21 protein-coding genes and 2 tRNA genes are annotated in these 15,004 nt (G+C 52.2%); 17 read left to right on the top strand and 6 right to left on the bottom strand.

Annotated elements, in window-relative coordinates; translation table 11 throughout:
• Positions 1 to 194 precede the first annotated feature (194 nt).
• From asrA to asrC, 3 genes are read left to right on the top strand one after another with little or no spacing between them, the layout of a single operon-like run.
• Positions 195 to 1,217, top strand: coding sequence for an anaerobic sulfite reductase subunit AsrA (asrA, locus tag E308F_RS09205; RefSeq protein ID WP_141264639.1), 1,023 nt, complete (start codon positions 195 to 197; stop codon positions 1,215 to 1,217).
• Positions 1,214 to 2,014: an anaerobic sulfite reductase subunit AsrB gene (gene asrB / locus E308F_RS09200; RefSeq protein ID WP_141264638.1), complete on the top strand. Its 801-nt coding sequence runs from the start codon at positions 1,214 to 1,216 to the stop codon at positions 2,012 to 2,014. The genes asrA and asrB overlap by 4 nt, the downstream gene beginning before the upstream one ends.
• 14 nt (positions 2,015 to 2,028) lie before the next feature.
• The gene (gene asrC, locus E308F_RS09195) at positions 2,029 to 3,012 is read left to right on the top strand and encodes a sulfite reductase subunit C (RefSeq protein WP_025774651.1); all 984 of its coding nucleotides are present in this window, start codon (positions 2,029 to 2,031) and stop codon (positions 3,010 to 3,012) included.
• A 265-nt stretch (positions 3,013 to 3,277) separates the two neighbouring features.
• Here asrC and E308F_RS09190 read toward each other — a convergent pair whose 3' ends face one another.
• Positions 3,278 to 4,096 carry an SPL family radical SAM protein gene (locus tag E308F_RS09190; protein WP_256370597.1) on the bottom strand — a complete coding sequence of 273 codons (819 nt, stop codon included), beginning with the start codon at positions 4,094 to 4,096 and terminating at the stop codon, positions 3,278 to 3,280.
• 202 nt (positions 4,097 to 4,298) lie between these two features.
• Here E308F_RS09190 and E308F_RS09185 point away from each other — a divergent pair, with 202 nt between their 5' ends.
• From E308F_RS09185 to E308F_RS09150, 8 genes are all read left to right on the top strand, one after another.
• Positions 4,299 to 4,862 (top strand): Uma2 family endonuclease, encoded by a 564-nt coding sequence (locus E308F_RS09185; RefSeq protein ID WP_141264636.1) that lies wholly within the window; start codon positions 4,299 to 4,301, stop codon positions 4,860 to 4,862.
• 118 nt (positions 4,863 to 4,980) lie between these two features.
• On the top strand, positions 4,981 to 5,370 hold the full coding sequence (locus tag E308F_RS09180) for a GntR family transcriptional regulator (RefSeq protein WP_011392679.1): 390 nt from the start codon (positions 4,981 to 4,983) through the stop codon (positions 5,368 to 5,370).
• Between the two features lie 118 nt (positions 5,371 to 5,488).
• Positions 5,489 to 6,397 (top strand): ABC transporter ATP-binding protein, encoded by a 909-nt coding sequence (locus tag E308F_RS09175; protein ID WP_141264635.1) that lies wholly within the window; start codon positions 5,489 to 5,491, stop codon positions 6,395 to 6,397.
• Positions 6,398 to 6,406: 9 nt separating this feature from the next.
• Positions 6,407 to 7,072, top strand: coding sequence for an ABC-2 transporter permease (locus E308F_RS09170; RefSeq protein ID WP_216364500.1), 666 nt, complete (start codon positions 6,407 to 6,409; stop codon positions 7,070 to 7,072).
• A gap of 8 nt (positions 7,073 to 7,080) precedes the next feature.
• Entirely contained in the window at positions 7,081 to 7,407 is a 327-nt protein-coding gene (locus E308F_RS09165) for a hypothetical protein (protein WP_141264633.1), read from the top strand.
• 5 nt (positions 7,408 to 7,412) lie between these two features.
• Positions 7,413 to 7,607 carry a hypothetical protein gene (locus E308F_RS09160; protein ID WP_172613629.1) on the top strand — a complete coding sequence of 65 codons (195 nt, stop codon included), beginning with the start codon at positions 7,413 to 7,415 and terminating at the stop codon, positions 7,605 to 7,607.
• Positions 7,608 to 7,802: 195 nt separating this feature from the next.
• Positions 7,803 to 7,879, top strand: a tRNA-Arg gene (locus tag E308F_RS09155).
• A 5-nt stretch (positions 7,880 to 7,884) separates the two neighbouring features.
• Positions 7,885 to 7,960, top strand: a tRNA-Lys gene (locus E308F_RS09150).
• Positions 7,961 to 8,095: 135 nt separating this feature from the next.
• Here E308F_RS09150 and E308F_RS09145 read toward each other — a convergent pair.
• From E308F_RS09145 to E308F_RS09135, 3 genes are read right to left on the bottom strand one after another with little or no spacing between them, the layout of a single operon-like run.
• Positions 8,096 to 9,307, bottom strand: coding sequence for a tyrosine-type recombinase/integrase (locus tag E308F_RS09145; RefSeq protein ID WP_141264632.1), 1,212 nt, complete (start codon positions 9,305 to 9,307; stop codon positions 8,096 to 8,098).
• A 48-nt stretch (positions 9,308 to 9,355) separates the two neighbouring features.
• Positions 9,356 to 9,814: an ImmA/IrrE family metallo-endopeptidase gene (locus E308F_RS09140; RefSeq protein ID WP_141264631.1), complete on the bottom strand. Its 459-nt coding sequence runs from the start codon at positions 9,812 to 9,814 to the stop codon at positions 9,356 to 9,358.
• Between the two features lie 46 nt (positions 9,815 to 9,860).
• Entirely contained in the window at positions 9,861 to 10,343 is a 483-nt protein-coding gene (locus E308F_RS09135) for a helix-turn-helix domain-containing protein (RefSeq protein WP_069588146.1), read from the bottom strand.
• A gap of 143 nt (positions 10,344 to 10,486) precedes the next feature.
• Between E308F_RS09135 and E308F_RS09130 the strand changes: the two genes are divergently transcribed.
• The 6 genes from E308F_RS09130 to E308F_RS09105 all read left to right on the top strand — a co-directional run bounded on the left by E308F_RS09130 (position 10,487) and on the right by E308F_RS09105 (position 13,661).
• Positions 10,487 to 10,717 carry a helix-turn-helix transcriptional regulator gene (locus E308F_RS09130; protein WP_069588148.1) on the top strand — a complete coding sequence of 77 codons (231 nt, stop codon included), beginning with the start codon at positions 10,487 to 10,489 and terminating at the stop codon, positions 10,715 to 10,717.
• A gap of 22 nt (positions 10,718 to 10,739) precedes the next feature.
• Positions 10,740 to 11,441, top strand: a complete 702-nt coding sequence (locus tag E308F_RS09125; protein WP_141264630.1) for a hypothetical protein — start codon at positions 10,740 to 10,742, stop codon at positions 11,439 to 11,441.
• A 318-nt stretch (positions 11,442 to 11,759) separates the two neighbouring features.
• Positions 11,760 to 12,320, top strand: a complete 561-nt coding sequence (locus E308F_RS09120; protein WP_141305178.1) for a hypothetical protein — start codon at positions 11,760 to 11,762, stop codon at positions 12,318 to 12,320.
• 4 nt (positions 12,321 to 12,324) lie between these two features.
• The gene (locus tag E308F_RS09115; RefSeq protein WP_141264628.1) at positions 12,325 to 12,672 is read left to right on the top strand and encodes a hypothetical protein; all 348 of its coding nucleotides are present in this window, start codon (positions 12,325 to 12,327) and stop codon (positions 12,670 to 12,672) included.
• A 23-nt stretch (positions 12,673 to 12,695) separates the two neighbouring features.
• Positions 12,696 to 13,211, top strand: a complete 516-nt coding sequence (locus E308F_RS09110; protein ID WP_141264627.1) for a hypothetical protein — start codon at positions 12,696 to 12,698, stop codon at positions 13,209 to 13,211.
• A 30-nt stretch (positions 13,212 to 13,241) separates the two neighbouring features.
• Positions 13,242 to 13,661 carry a hypothetical protein gene (locus tag E308F_RS09105; protein WP_141264626.1) on the top strand — a complete coding sequence of 140 codons (420 nt, stop codon included), beginning with the start codon at positions 13,242 to 13,244 and terminating at the stop codon, positions 13,659 to 13,661.
• Positions 13,662 to 14,150: 489 nt separating this feature from the next.
• On the opposite strand, the gene E308F_RS09100 is transcribed toward E308F_RS09105, so the two are convergent.
• Both E308F_RS09100 and E308F_RS09095 read right to left on the bottom strand, forming a co-directional pair.
• Complete coding sequence (locus E308F_RS09100; RefSeq protein WP_172613630.1) at positions 14,151 to 14,567, bottom strand: putative toxin-antitoxin system toxin component, PIN family; 417 nt, start codon at positions 14,565 to 14,567, stop codon at positions 14,151 to 14,153.
• A gap of 15 nt (positions 14,568 to 14,582) precedes the next feature.
• Positions 14,583 to 14,819, bottom strand: a complete 237-nt coding sequence (locus tag E308F_RS09095) for a ribbon-helix-helix protein, CopG family (RefSeq protein ID WP_141264624.1) — start codon at positions 14,817 to 14,819, stop codon at positions 14,583 to 14,585.
• Positions 14,820 to 15,004 lie beyond the last annotated feature (185 nt).

The raw sequence follows: 15,004 nt of genomic DNA, 5'->3' as shown, positions 1-15,004 counted from the left end.
GGCGGTCGTGATCAACGGGCATTGGCGGTTTCTCCTGTTTTTCTTTTCATGATTTTACTTAAGGAGTTCCGGCCGGGCAAGGATTATTTTTACGATTTGTGATATACATCATTTTTATATGGGTACCTTCTGGATTACAATGGGAACAGAACAAAATCAGCTCAAACAGCACCATATTTTCGGGGGAGTGAGACATGGGGTACAAATTAACGCCGGCGGGGTTAGCGGCCCTGCTGGACGAACTGGTTACCAGCAGACGGGTTTTCGGGCCGGTACGTTACGCCGGTAAAGGCCGCCTGGCCGGTACGGATCTAATTACTTATGGCCCGGTAAAGGGCCTGGCCGATGTGGTCTGGGATGCCAGGACAACTTTCTCGCCCAAGGAAGTATTCTTTCCGGTTAAAGAGAGCCTCTTTTATTTCTCCCATGGGGAAATAACCGAATCCGCCCTGAAAGCCTCAGAAATATTGGAAACTGTGGTTTTTCTCCGCGCCTGCGACCTCAACGCCGTTACCCGTCTGGATAAAATCTTCCTGGAAAACGGCCCCGCAGCGGACAATTATTATGCCCGGCGGCGCCAGCACACCCATTTTGTACTGATGGAATGCCAGGAGAGCTTCCCAGGTTGTTTCTGTGTCTCTATGGGCACGAACAGGGCTACCGGCCACCAGGCGGCCCTGCGCCCGGAAGGCGGTTATTACCTACTCCAGGCCCTGGCCGAGCCGTGGCTTTCCCTGGGGGAGCGCTACGGCCAGCCGGCTGATGTAGAACCGGTTTGGGTGCAGAAGAATTCCCTGACTGTTAAAGTGCCGGACCGAGTCGATACCAGCCTTTTTCAACACGAACTTTGGCGGGAATATAGCTCCCGCTGTATCGCCTGCGGCCGTTGCACCCTCTCCTGCCCAACCTGTAGCTGCTTTTCCGTCCAGGATATATTTTATCGGGATAACCCGGAACGGGGGGAACGCCGGCGGGTCTGGGCGAGTTGTCAGATCGACGGCTTTACCGATATGGCTGGCGGCCACAAAGTACGGGAGGACCGGGGCGAACGCATGCGCTTCAAAGTCTTGCATAAAATCGATGACTTCCGCCGCCGGTTTGGGATCAATATGTGCGTCGGCTGCGGCCGCTGTGAAGAAGTCTGCCCGGAATACATCTCTTTCGCTCGCTGTGTCAATACTTTAAGCCAGTTAATGAACGGAGGTGCCGGGGCGTGATTGCCAACCAGATTGCCAATCCTTATCTTCCCGCACCTGCGCAGGTGTTAGCCATCCAGCCCCAGACCGGCGTGGACTATACCTTCCGGCTGGCCACGGATATAGAACCGGCCTGGGGGCAGTTCGTGGAGATTTCCTTGCCGGGGGTTGGGGAGGCACCTATATCCGTCAGCGACGCCGGTCCGGGCTATATTGAGCTAACTATCCGCCGGGTGGGCAAGGTAACCACTGCTTTACACCAACTAAAACCGGGAGATACCGTCTACCTCCGCGGGCCCTATGGCAGCGGCTTCCCTAGGGATGAATTTGCCGGGCACCAGTTGGTGGTTGCCGCCGGTGGTACCGGGGTAGCCCCGGTGAAGGGCTTAATCAACTACTATGCGGGCCACCCGGGAGAGCTGGCTGGCCTTAACCTTCTCCTGGGCTTCAAAACGCCGGCTGATATCCTGTTCCGCACGGATATTGAACGCTGGCAAGGCCTTTTTCCCACCATCCTCACGGTTGATCAGGGCCAGGCCGGCTGGTTGGGTAAGGTGGGCCTGGTAACGGAATTCGTTAAGGAAATCCCCCTGAAAAATGATGCCAGGATTATTGTCGTTGGGCCGCCTCTGATGATTAAATTTACCGTGGCCGAATTTATTAAATGCCAGATCAAACCGGAGCAAATCTGGGTCTCCCTGGAGCGGCGGATGCACTGCGGCCTGGGCAAGTGCGGTCACTGCAAGATCAACGACGTATACGTTTGCCTGGAAGGGCCGGTGTTTAACTATAGCCGGGCCCGGGACCTGGTCGACTGAAGGAGGAGGGAGCCATGTATAATACGAAAGAATTGATCAAGAACGCCTACCGCATTACCAGCCGCAGGGGTTATACGGCCCTGCGTCTCCGGGTGCCCGGCGGGCACCTGGCGGCCGAATATTTAGGCTTAATCCAGGATATAGCCCGGCGCTACGGCAACGGTACCGTTCATCTGACTACCCGCCAGGGTTTTGAAATCCCCGGCATACCCCTTGACAAAGTACCGGAGGTAAACCAACTGCTGGCACCTATGTTGCAACAAGAGGCCGCCCTGGGAGTGGCCATCGAGAATATCCATGCCGGTTACCCGGCGGCGGGCACCCGGAACGTCACGGCCTGCATTGGCAGCAGAGTCTGCCCCTTTGCCAACTTTGACACCACGGCCCTGGCGCAAAAAATCGAAGGTCTCATCTATCCCAACCACTACCACGTCAAGATTGCCATTACCGGTTGCCCCAACGACTGCATCAAGGCCCACCTCCAGGACATCGGCATCATCGGCCAGGTGGAGCCGGAGTATGATCCCGGCCGCTGTATCGCCTGCCAGGCTTGTGTCAAGAACTGCCGCCAGTTTATCGTCGGCGCCCTGGAGCTGGTCAATTACCAGGTGGAACGCGACGGCAAGCGCTGCCTGGGCTGCGGCGAGTGTATCCTGCAATGTCCCATGGCGGCCTGGACCAGGGGGCGCCAGTACTACCGGATCGTGGCCCTGGGTCGCACCGGGAAAAAGAGCCCGCGCCTAGCGGCCAACTTCCTGGAATGGATTGATGAAAAGGCCGTCCTGCAGGTAATCGCCAACCTGTACCGTTACATTGAGCGGCACATTGATCGCTCCCTGCCCAAGGAGCACGTTGGCTATATCGTCGACCGCACGGGCTACCAGGTCTTTAGGGATGAACTCCTGGATGGTGTTGATCTGGGTCCGAAAGGCCGGGTGGCCCGGGAATTGCCCTTTTACGGCTACAGCTACGACCGCGACTTGCTGTGGAGCAAATAGTTGGGGTGCCAGTTGTACCATGATATGACTTCAAGACCTACTGGCAACCGTAGAGAGGTGAGGTAATTATTAAATAACGGCATACAGAGCGGCGGCGACGGTGGGCAGTTCGTCAGTTTCGTGGAAAATTGCAGGACGAGGCCCTGGCGGCTCCTGAAGTACCCCTGACACCCCCGGCTTCGGATGGAAAACCATCCGGGGCTCCGCAGGTACAGGGGTGATATCCCTGCCGATACCACGTTTTAAAAAGGCGCTGCGGCACCTATCAACAGGATTTGCTATGCTTGATTATCTCTTTTAGCAGCTGCCGATAGGCAGCCGGGTGGCGGCAAGCATGATCAAAAGCGCTCTTAGCCTGGGGCCAGTACCTGGAAATGAGTTCTCTTATACCAGATACGGCTGCAGGGTAAAAATTTAACGGGTCAAAGTCTACTTCCTGCGCGCCGGCCCTGGTGGCCGCTTTTGTTATGGCGGCCAGGTCTTCAGGAGCATCCGTCAGGCCGGGTATCACCGGGGCGACAAAAACCCAGGTCCTGATGCCGGCCCTGGCCAGCTTTTCCAGGGCCGCCAGGCGCCGGGAGGGAAGCGGCGCGCCGGGCTCCAACAGCCGGGCCAGTTTGTCATCCAGGGTAGTAATAGTAAAGCCGACCTCGGCGGGCATTGCTTTTAAAAGCTCTGCATCTCTGAGGACCAGGTCGGACTTGGTAAGGATAGATACTTCCAATCCACTCGCGGTTAATAATTCCAAACACCTTTGCGTCAGGCCATATTTTCTTTCGATAGCCTGGTAGGCATCGGTAACGCTGGCCAGCATAACCTTTCCCTTTTTAGGCCGCCGTAACTGGGCGGCCAGTACTTCGATAAAATTCGTCTTGACCTGGACGAAGGAACCCCATTTTTCCTGATGGCCACTGAAGCGTGCCATGCAACTGGCGTAACAATAGATGCACCTATGGCTGCACCCGGTGTAAGGGTTCAAACAGTAATCAATGCCTGGAATGCGGGAACGGTTGAGGGCGCTGCGACAGGCGGTCTCATATATTTTAAACACGACGGTCTGCCTTTCTCCATTCCGAGTGGGCATCTTAGAATTGTTTGCATCGTTTTCAAGGCCTCATTATACCAGATACTAGGCCTGACCCCAAGTCCTTGCTATTCAGACCCAGGATAAAACCTACCGCTGCCACCACGCCCCTTTATCCCTTGCCTGTTTGCTAACCCCCGTAGTAAAATAAAGAAAAAGCTACCAGGAATAAAATCAACTACCAGATGAGGAGGTGCAGGAGATGAGCCTTACCCTGGCGGAACTGGCGGCAGGCCGGAAACGGTATACCTATGAGGATTATTGCCGCTTACCGGAAGGGTCACCCTATCAGTTAATCGGGGGGGAACTGGTAATGACGCCTTCACCGACACCCTATCACCAGATGGTATCCATAAAACTGGAATTACAAATGGCAGGATTTGTCCTGGATAAAGGACTGGGTATTGTTCTAGATGCCCCGGTTGATGTCTACCTGGATGAAGAAGAAACCTACCAACCGGACATTATTTTCATTGCCAACTCGAGGCTGGACATTATAGAAGAGAAGCGCATTAAAGGCGCCCCGGATCTGGTGGTGGAGATTCTTTCCCCCGGTACCGGCTATTACGACCTGCGCAGTAAATATAAGGTTTATGAAAAGAGTGGTGTCAGGGAATACTGGATTGTCGATCCCCAGCAAAAATCGGTGCAAGTCTTTTGTTTGCGGGACGGGAAGTTCGTCCTGGACCAGGAAGCGGAGCAGCAGGGGACGGTAAGGTCGCGGGTGATAGCCGGGTTGGAAGTGCAAGTAGAAAGTATCTTTTAGGTTTCTAGTTATCCGTTCCCCCCTTGACAGGGCTATTTTTTTAGCTATAATGTATATATATAATATACACGGTGCTATACAGATAACAGGGTTAGAATAAAGCGGGCAGGTAAAAAAGATGCTATTTTCCATTTCACCACGGAACCCGGTTCCCCTCTATCAGCAAATAGTGGAACAGATACGAGCCAAAATTTTGGCCGGTGAACTCCCCCCTGGCAGCCAGCTGCCCTCCATCCGCGAGCTGGCTAAAGAGCTGACCACCAGCATGATCACCACCAAACGCGCCTACCTGGAGCTGGAAAAGGAAGGCCTGCTTATTACCCGCCCGGGCCTGGGGACCTTTGTAGCCGGGGTCCGGCCGGAGATGGTAGCCTCCCTGAAGCAGGCCCGGGTAAAGGAACACCTCCAGGCCGCCATCCAGGAAGCCAGGCGGGTAGGTATGCAGGATCAAGAGCTCCGGGCACTCTTGGAGGAACTTCTTGAATGGGGAGGGGAACCACCAGGGTAAAGGCAGCAAAGTCAAATGCTCCTATTACCACGTACCACCCTGCGGCCCTCCGGCAATCCCGGTGGGAGGACAGGGTGAGTGGCAAAAATGACTATTCGATTAAGGGAAGGTGCCTGATTTGAGTGCAACGCAACCGCTTATCCGCCTGTCGGGAGTAAGCAAGGGGTATCCCGGTTTCCAGCTCCAGGACATTAACCTGGAATTACCACCGGGATGTATCCTGGGCTTCGCCGGTCCCAACGGCGCCGGGAAGACTACCACCATCCGTATTATCACCAACCTGATCCGGCCGGACGGCGGCAGGGTAGAGGTGCTGGGGCGGACCTGGGACCGGGACGAGGTGGCCATCAAGTCCCGCCTGGGTTATGTCCCGGAGGATAACCAGCTGTACGAAGAAGCCACCGGTTACTGGCTGGGCAATTTCCTGGGCCGCTATTATCCCACCTGGGACGACGCCTTTTTCCGCATCCTGCTGGAAAAATTCCATGTTCCCGGCAATAAAACAGTCAAGCAGCTCTCCAAGGGCAACCGTACCAAGCTGGCGGTAGCCCTGGCCCTGGCCCACCGGCCCGAGGTTTTAATCCTGGATGAACCCACCTCCGGGGTGGATCCGGTGGTGCGTCATACCCTGGTGCAAGAACTGCTGGAAGTAATTCAGGACGAGACCCGGGGGGTGTTCTTTTCCTCCCATATTATCGAGGATATCGAGAAGGTGGCCGACCGGGTGACCTATATCGCAGGTGGCCGGATAGCCCTAGCCGGCGACAAGGAAACCATCTTGGAGCAGTGGCAGGAGCTTACTTTCCGGTTAAAAGACGCCGACCTGCTCCGGCAGGTGCAGCGCCTGGTGCCCTACGTTAAAGAAAGCGGCCTGGAGGTAGCGGCCGTTACCGGCGCTTACAACCCGCGCTTGCTGCAGGAACTGCGGCTTTTAGCGGTAGGCGAGGTTACCCGCCGGCCTTTGGGCCTGGAAGAGATTATGCTTATCCTGGCTGGTAACGAGCGGCCGAAGGCAGAGGAGGCTTAGATGATAATTATGTGGGGATTAGTAACGAAGGATTATTATCTCTTACGGCGGCAGGCCTGGTGGGTTTTAGTTCTGCTATTTTTTAGCTACTTTTTCGGCTTCCGTGGCGGAGCGGCGGCGGTCCTGACCATTAGCAGCGGGATCACCGCCTATCTCCTGGTCCTCAGTTCCCTGTCAATCGAGGATAAAAACAATAGTCTCAGCTTCTTACGGCTCTTACCCATGCCGGCCAGGGCGATAGTGGATGCCAAATTTATGCAACTGGTGCTGGGGGGTCTCCTGGGTGAAGTCTGTGGATTAGTTATAGTAGCCTTTATTAGTGTCACTGGCTTAAAAACAATTACCGGTCCGGAGGTCATTTGGGGCATTATCTCTTCCCTGGCTATTATTACTATTGTTTACAGTCCAACCCTGTGGCTATTCTTCCGTTTCGGTATGCAGGCTGCCAGGATCGCTTCCTTTATCACCTGGTTTGCCTTTTGGTTTGGCATCGTCACCCTCTGGCAAAGGTTTACCATCGTCACCCTCTGGCAAAAGCTCTACATGGGTTCTATGGGGCCGTTTCCTTTATCCCTGGTAGCAGCCGGGGTACTCCTGGCCTTGCTGACAGTGGCCTGCTTTGTCTTTTTCCTGGTCCTGGCCCGGCGGGCCTTTGTCCGCCGGGAGATGCGTTAGCCGAACAGATGGTGGCCATCACCGGCCGCGCCTTCTGGGGCACGACCTACACGGGAAAAGTAGCTCGGGTGGCCCCGGCGGCGGCGGTGACTCGGCAGTCCCAGCAGAGTTCGGAGACGACGGTGGAGGTCGTTATCGCCCTGGCCGGGCCGGCGCCCCTGCTCAAACCCGGTCATAGTGTCGACCTAAAAGTTACTACCGCCAGCAAACCCCGGGCCCTGACCATCCCCTTCGAAGCCGTCCAGGAAGAAAAGGGCCAGCGTTATGTTTACCGCATTGTTGACGGCTGGGGGTTGTCATATATCTCCTGTTTGCCGGCATTTCCCTCTGGATAGCCGCCGTGGACGACCCCCGCCGGATTATAAGTGCGCCGGAGAAGGAAAGAAAAAAGATCCAGCCGGCAACGGCCGAGGCAGTGCGTATGGTAACGTTGTGTAGCCTGCTGATCCTGAAGATCTTTATTCTAAGCCTGAGCGCCTACATGACCTACAAGAATATCCAGGTGGCCCTGGGACTGGCCACCGGTATTGGCTAGGTGGGATTAGTTTTTGGTATTATGGCTGCAGCTATAGCTTTTTACCTGGGTATCCGGTGCCTGCTCCTGATAGGCAGCAAATAAGACCCTGTCCTTCCATCTCTACCCATCCTATCCCATACTTTTTTATTATAGAGCCCACAAATTGTTGACTTCCATTGCGTTCTGTACTATAATAACAATTGCAATTGGTGAGCGCCCGTAGCTCAGGTGGATAGAGTAACGGAATCCGAGTCCGGAGGCCGCAGGTTCGAATCCTGCCGGGCGCGCCATCTATGCGCCAGTAGCTCAGTTGGTAGAGCAGCTGACTCTTAATCAGCGGGTCGTGGGTTCGAAGCCTACCTGGCGCACCAAGAAAATCAAGGGTTCGCGGGTTTAGGAGGGTACCACGAAAAAGCGATTTACTACTACCCTACTACTACCGGCCCTAAAAATAAATTTGCCGGGGATAATTACCCCGGCATTTGTTTAAGTCAAGCGCCCTTTTTCTATTCCTCCGTTTCGTCGGAGGAATTTTTCTTTACCTCTAGGATCTTATCAAGTTTTTCGGCCGCCCGACGTTTCAGATCCATGCTCGCGTGGGAATAAGTATCCAACGTCAGGCTGATTTGGGAATGGCCCAGTAGGTCCTGTACTACTTTAGGATGTTCGTCAGCTTCCAACAACCTGGTGGCAAAGGTATGCCTCAAAGCGTGGGGATTTATAGGCGGTAGTCCGGCCTTCTTTACCAATCGGTAGAAACTACGATTAAAGTTTCGAGGATTAATCGGCTTCCCTTCAGCCGTGGCAAAAACTAAATCGTTATCTTGGTACTTCGGGCCTGCCTGCGATTTCTCATGATCCTGCCGGATCTTATGGGCTTTTAGTTCTGTCAAGATACTTTTAGGAATTGGTATCGTCCGCTTGCTTTGTTTGGTCTTTGGCTCCTGGAACATAAGCATAGTCTTTTTACCTTCTGCGTTACCGGTCCTGACTTCAACCAAGGACTGGTTTATAGTGATGGTCCCTTCTTCGAGATTTACGTCCCGCCAGCGCAACCCTAAAAGTTCGCCACGCCGCAAGCCGGTGGCCAGATCCAAAAGGAAAGCCGCCCCTAACCGATCATCCTTTAAAATGCTTATAAACCTGGCCTGTTCTTCGGGGGAAAGCACCCGAATTTCTTTTTTCTTTAAACTTGGCGGTTTAGTAGCGTCGGCCACATTGCGAATCACTAATTGATTCTTCATAGCCTGTTTGAGGGCTGCATGTATAACTACATGCATAAGCCGCACCGTTCGGTTAGAAAGCTGCCCCTGGCCGTCAACACGCCCGCCCGCCAGCTTTTCATTATACAGCTTTTGTAAATGGTCCGGCCGTAAATCTTTCAAACGTATTTTTCCTAAAGCCGGTTTAAGATGCTGGCGAACAATATATTCATACCCTCCCCAGGTCGTGGGTCGAACATGAGGCTTTACGTATTCATTAAGCCAAGTATCCAGCCATTCCCCTACAGTTAACTTATCCGGTTCTACGAAGGTTCCCTGCTTAATATCATTTAAGGCTTTTGCCAACTTATCAGCGACTTCTTGCCTGGTTTTACCATAGAAAAAAATCCTTTTTTGCTTACCTTCCTCTGTTCTTCCCACAGTAATTGCCGCGCACCACCTCCCGTCCTTGCGCTTGCTTATAGTGCCTTCGTTGTTGCCGCGTTTTCTTGCCAATTCAGGTTCTCCCCTCTGCACACCAATTAATTCAATTTACCTTCAAGCTCACCACAACCGTTTGCCTTGGGCACAATGCTCTACCAGCATGTGAGCCGCATAGGGTTGAAACCCCAGCAGTTTGGCGAAATCGTACAAATTGCTGGCGAAACCTTCTAACCCGTATTCATACCAGCGAATGGCATAGATAAGCCCGTAAATGTCAGCTTCTAGTTCGTAACGGCCGTTGGTAAAATATGTATAGTTATGGTAAAACATTTGATTAATCCCGGCATGGAGTTCGTGATGGCCGATTTCATGGATTATTGAGCCGTTCAAGTACCATGAAGGTTGATTCTGATTTAAAATTAGAAGATTATTGTAAATCACCCCGCGAATTTTGCCGTTGGGCATGGAAACCTTTAAAACAGCTTCGAACAATTTATCTGCAAGATTCTCCGGACTCAATAACCCGTGTTTATCAACAGTTTCGTTAACTTTTTGGATTATTTTCTCCACTACAGCCATCCGATCACCTTCTTTGCCGCAAGCTTATGTATTTCTTTAACATTTATTAGGACACGGCCGCGGACAGAAGAATGGTACCGCCGTCAACCATCGCGTTTTTTCTGGCCGCGGCCGCGGCTTTTTTTGGCTGCTGCTGGGATTTTCCGTGTTTAGCTTTATATTCCATGATGGCGAGGACGGCGGTTTTGAGGTCTTCTTTGGTTTCTTCGTCGAGTTCGCCGACGGGGAGGCCGTTAAACATGACGTGGTCGGAGTTTAAGAGCTCTTGGAGAGCTTCTTCGAGGGAGATAGTTTCAGGAATAGGAGTATAAGGTGTTCTATCGTCAGTATGGCCTAAAAGATAATCTACCGATACCCCAAAACATTCAGCTAGTCTTTTTAAAATATCTGGAGAGGGAATATAACCTTTACTAGGGGATTCATAACCGGCAATAGCCGATCTAGTTAAGCCAAGCTTTTCGGCTAAAACGTCTTGTGTCCAACCATTCTCCTTTCTTAGCAGTTTTAATCTTTGTCCAAAAGTTGGCATTACCAAATCCCTCCATGTTCTTAATGTGAACATCTAAGGAGATTATATCATATATGTTCTGATTTAGCACGTTCTATTTAAGCCACAACTATTGACTTTGTTCTGTATCCCCACGTATAATAAGGTTGAAGGGAGGGGAACCCATGCGATACGCTCTACGAAATAAAAGGAAAGAAGCTCACCTTACTCAAGAAGAGGTAGCTAATGCTTTAAATATTAGTAGACCAGCTTATTGCAAAATTGAATGCGGCACTACCGATCCATCTCTAGCATTAGCTTTGCGTATAGCCGCATTCTTTAATTCTTCTGTAGAAGATCTTTTCTCAAACATTAATTCTCCTTCAAACGAAATACACAAGGAAAATATTGCTTAAGTTTTTAGGGAGGCATCTATTGATGGAAACCCTCGCTGAAAACTCCTACAATATCGATACTCTTAATGCTAAAGAAACAAATGGCATCTGGATAGAAGACGAAGACGGCAACCGACAATGCGTCTGCCCGGTCTCGGTAGAAATTACCGCGCTCGAAGTAGATCGCGAACGCGACCGATATTGGTATGTTGCCCAAATTGGGGAGCCAATAAACCGCGAAGTCCGCAGCCCCGTGCATGAAGGAGGGCTGGGGATTGCTCGCGCAGTGGCGATGGCGGGGGTATGGACCAACGCTAAAAAACTGGGAGCGTATTTTGATGAGATTCTAGCCACCCGATGGAGGGAATTAATCCAAAATATCCGTTCGTATGAAGAGGGAGAGACCGGGATTGACCCAGAAGCGATCTCTATTTATGAGAAATTTTGCGAATGGGTATTTGTTAACAAGAAAGAATTTGATGAAGGATTCTGGGGTCAGTTAGATGAAAGCTCAAACGAAGAAATAAAAGTTATAGTTTACGTGGCAGCTTTCGCGAAGTTTTTTGCGGATATAAGGATTAAGAACGAAGCTGAACGTCGGGCGGTATTAAAATTTTGGAAAACGAAAGGCTGGCTTAAGCCAGGTGAGCGACATCGATATAGTTCTACATACTGGGACGCATTGATGCAAAAATCACGTCGGGTTTATGTCATTTCTATTCCTAAAGATAACCTAACAACATAACTAGTTTTATCATGTTTTCCGTAAAAAAACCTAGCAAAATCAAGGGTCTTACACATCTTACACATTCCTCACTCATTCCTCACACATTGAAAACCTAGCAAAATCAAGGGTCTCACACATCTTACACATTTTTTAAAAAAATTTACTGTCGCAGAGGGGAAAAAGATGGGCTGGCATGCGAAACGACATGCTTCTTCAAAGGCTAAAATTATAAACCCTTTCGTTTCGAACGTACATACGAACGTGCTCGGCAGATTTACCTCCAGCCTATCGTCCAAACTATCATTCGCCGAAAAAGTCGATCCAACCCTTCGACTATTGAGGAATAAATTAAAAGAATTCAATAATCAAAAATCCATTAAACAAACCTACCCTGCGTCAGCATCGCAAATATGCAAATACGACCTCCGTGCCGGCCGCACAACCAGCTATTACGACGCCGAAGCGGAAGCCTTAACCACCGATCTCGAATACGTCGTCCGAACAGAAAACCGGCGGCTCCTGGAAGCCGAGCTGGACAAAGCCCGCCGCGAGGTGGCGCGGAGAACCTGCCGCTCCTTCGTTCCGCTGATGACTTTGCCGGAAGAGCAGCAGAACGCCGTCCTCCTCGCCCTGGGCCTCGGGCCGGGCATCCTTGAAGAGGCGGAATACCGCCCCGTCGAGCTCCCGACCCGCCCGGCCGGGAGGTGGAAAGTCGTCGTCCACGAACCGAAAAGAGAGGACGACGATTGGGAGCCCGACCGCGAGGTGGCCGGCATTCTCGAAGAGGAGGTCAGCCGCGGCATGGAAGACTCCGGGAACCGGCTTAGGGCCGCGGAGATGGGGCAGAAAGGGCAAAAACTGCTTATTACTTACGGTTCCAGCGGAGGAGGTGACTAAGATCATGACCGACGCCGAACTGCAGCAGCTCAAAGAAGAATTACGGGCAGAAATCCTGGCAGAACTGAAGCAGCAAGTCCGCTTCGTGCCGAGCCCGCCGCCCAGGCCGGGTGTGTGGGGGAGCGTCCGGGCGGAAGCCGAAAAACGATTAGCCGGAAAATTCAATACACAGACGCAATACCAGATCATCATGGCGATTTCCACCGTCATTCGCGCTGCGCTCCGGGTCCACGCGGCGAAAGACCTGACTGAGGAACACGCGGAAGCGGCCCATAAAATCGCCGGGACAATCCTTGATCTAATTGACGAATATACGCCGGGCCGGACCGAAGCCTCTTCCGGCACGGCCTAACCTTTCTCTGGGGGAAGAAAATAATGCGAAATCCTACCTTCGGCAAATGGCTGACAGACGATTACCCCGAACCGTCCGGCCCGCTGGTTGAAGCGGTAGACTGGGACGCCCAGGCGGAATTCGACCGTGTCGTAGACCGCCTGGGCGCCCCGCCCCGGAGCCGCCCCGTCCAGCCAGGGCGGGAGGCGGGGGAAACCATACCTGCCAGGGATAAAGTGGTAATCCGCATCAGGACCAGGGGGCCGGTACCCGTGTCCGGGAATCCTTACTACGCCCGCCCTTTCACCAAAAGTGAAGCCGAATTCCTGCTCGCGGCGGCCGGCGTCCGCCACGAAGGCGTCGTCCGGACGTACCTGGCACACTGGGCGGCAGTTTGCGACCCGGACACCCTGCGCGGCCCGGACGGCGCCCAGGGCGTGGTGGCGAGAATACGTGCTGAGGAGGGGAGGGTCGTGCGGGACGTGCATTTGTTTTTTGCCTACGACGAGGGGAAAAAGGGATGGAAGCTGGTTAAAGCGTCTGTAGAATTGGCGATTTAAATTTTATTAAATTTAAGGGGGAATAATTCAATGGGCATTTATGAAGCCGTCAAAAAGGTGAACGAGGGCGGCGGGCTGGAGTTTACCAAAAACCGCGAAAAGGGCGAGTTCGACACTTTGCTGAACCGCCCGGTGACCATTGAAAACATCGCCATTTTGGACTCGCGCTTCTACGAGGGGAAGGAAAACGCCGTCTTCACCGTCGAAGGCGACGCCGCCCATTTCTACCGCACGGGCGGCGAGACGGTAGTGGCCCAGCTCAAGGACCTCCAGGAAGGGCTGGACGAAGACGGCCTCGATTGGGACGTATTGACGCTGACGTTCCAACAGGTACGGTCCAAGCAGGGCCGGCGGTATTATGTGGTGAAGGCCCAGCTGAAGCCGGAAGTCGAAGCCCAGCTGGCCGAACGGGCGAGCCAGGAAGCGGAAGCGGAAAATATCCCGCTTTGACGTAAGGCGGCCCGCGCCTTTTTCGGGGCGCGGGCTACGATTAGGGGTTGCAGTGGTTTAAGAAGTGTGGTATAAATACTCAAGAATACTTCTTAAATCAAAAATAAAGGACTTTACCAGTTTTACCAGATCTAAACCAGAGCAAAGAACTTAAAAAATCCAATAAAATCAAGGGTTTTACCAGTTTTACCAGTTTTACCAGTTATTTTTAAGAACAGTTTAAGAACAGATAGCAAGCCCCTCCGCCCGCGTCACAGGCGGGGCTTTTATTTTTTGCGGCCGCACGGGCGTGGATGCCTCAACTCACCCGTCCCGCCCGTGCGGCCAGGCACCCCACGTTTTCCTCTCCTTCCCTGGAACCCGGCTGGAAACCTCCGGCCGGGATTTTTTTTGGGCAACTCACCAACTCACCTCATCACAATTTAACCCGGCTGGCGTCGTTCCAGCCGGGCACATTTTTTTCAAGACGGCCCAAGCAGCACTCCTTCCTCAACTGTCCGGGTGTTTGCTTTTTTCCAATTCTCGCAGAAATTCAGCGGGCGTAACAATTTTAGTATTGCCTATTGTTCCCAATGGGTATATGTGCTTCATATCTCCAGTCACGAGGTAATCGACGTTGGCCGCTTGAGCACAGGCCAAAATATGATTGTCGTCATCTTTAGAAGCGACCAATTTCGGAATTGTCTTCGGCTCTATAATTAACGAAGCCGCATCTCGCACCAATACTGTTACGCTCATCGCTTCGTCTTCCGAATACTTAAATTTTTGCTGGAGTATACGGGCAAATTCTTGTAATATGAAAGGGCTCATCACAAGCTCATACTTTCCTTCTAAGGCGGCCCTAAAAATTTGATCAGGAATGCCACCCGGAAAAATAAGTGCGGATATCAATACGTTAGTGTCCAACGTCGCTCTCATAGGTTATTTCCTTATTTCGTCAATTACATTTTCAACGTCAGCATCGTTTAAAATACCTATTTCCCTGGCCCTGAGCGAAACTTTGGCCTGCGCCCGTTCCCATTCCGTTGCCGCCATATACCGGCGCAAAGCTTCCCTCACAAGCTCGCTGCGAGTACGGTTTTCTCTCTTGGCGGTTTCCATCGCCTTTTGAGCTATCTGGGGAGGGAGGGAGATCGTCCAAATAACAGTTTCACGCATTTTTGGTCACCTCTGTCGGAGTATTACTTAGTATTACTATTAAAAGATAACACGCCGCCAAAGAAAAATCAATATCGTCATAAGGCTGGATGCTTTTTTAGGGGAAAGGGCGGCGTAGTTTAGTTTCTACTTTTTGAAAGGGTTGTAAACTTTAGCCTCCCTTTCCGGGACCCGGCTGTACGACT

This window comes from Moorella sp. E308F (assembly GCF_006538365.1).
GTDB lineage: Bacteria > Bacillota > DSM-521 > Neomoorellales > Neomoorellaceae > Neomoorella.
Note: the sequence above shows the minus strand (reverse complement) of the source record. Positions and strands in the feature narration are given on the sequence as shown.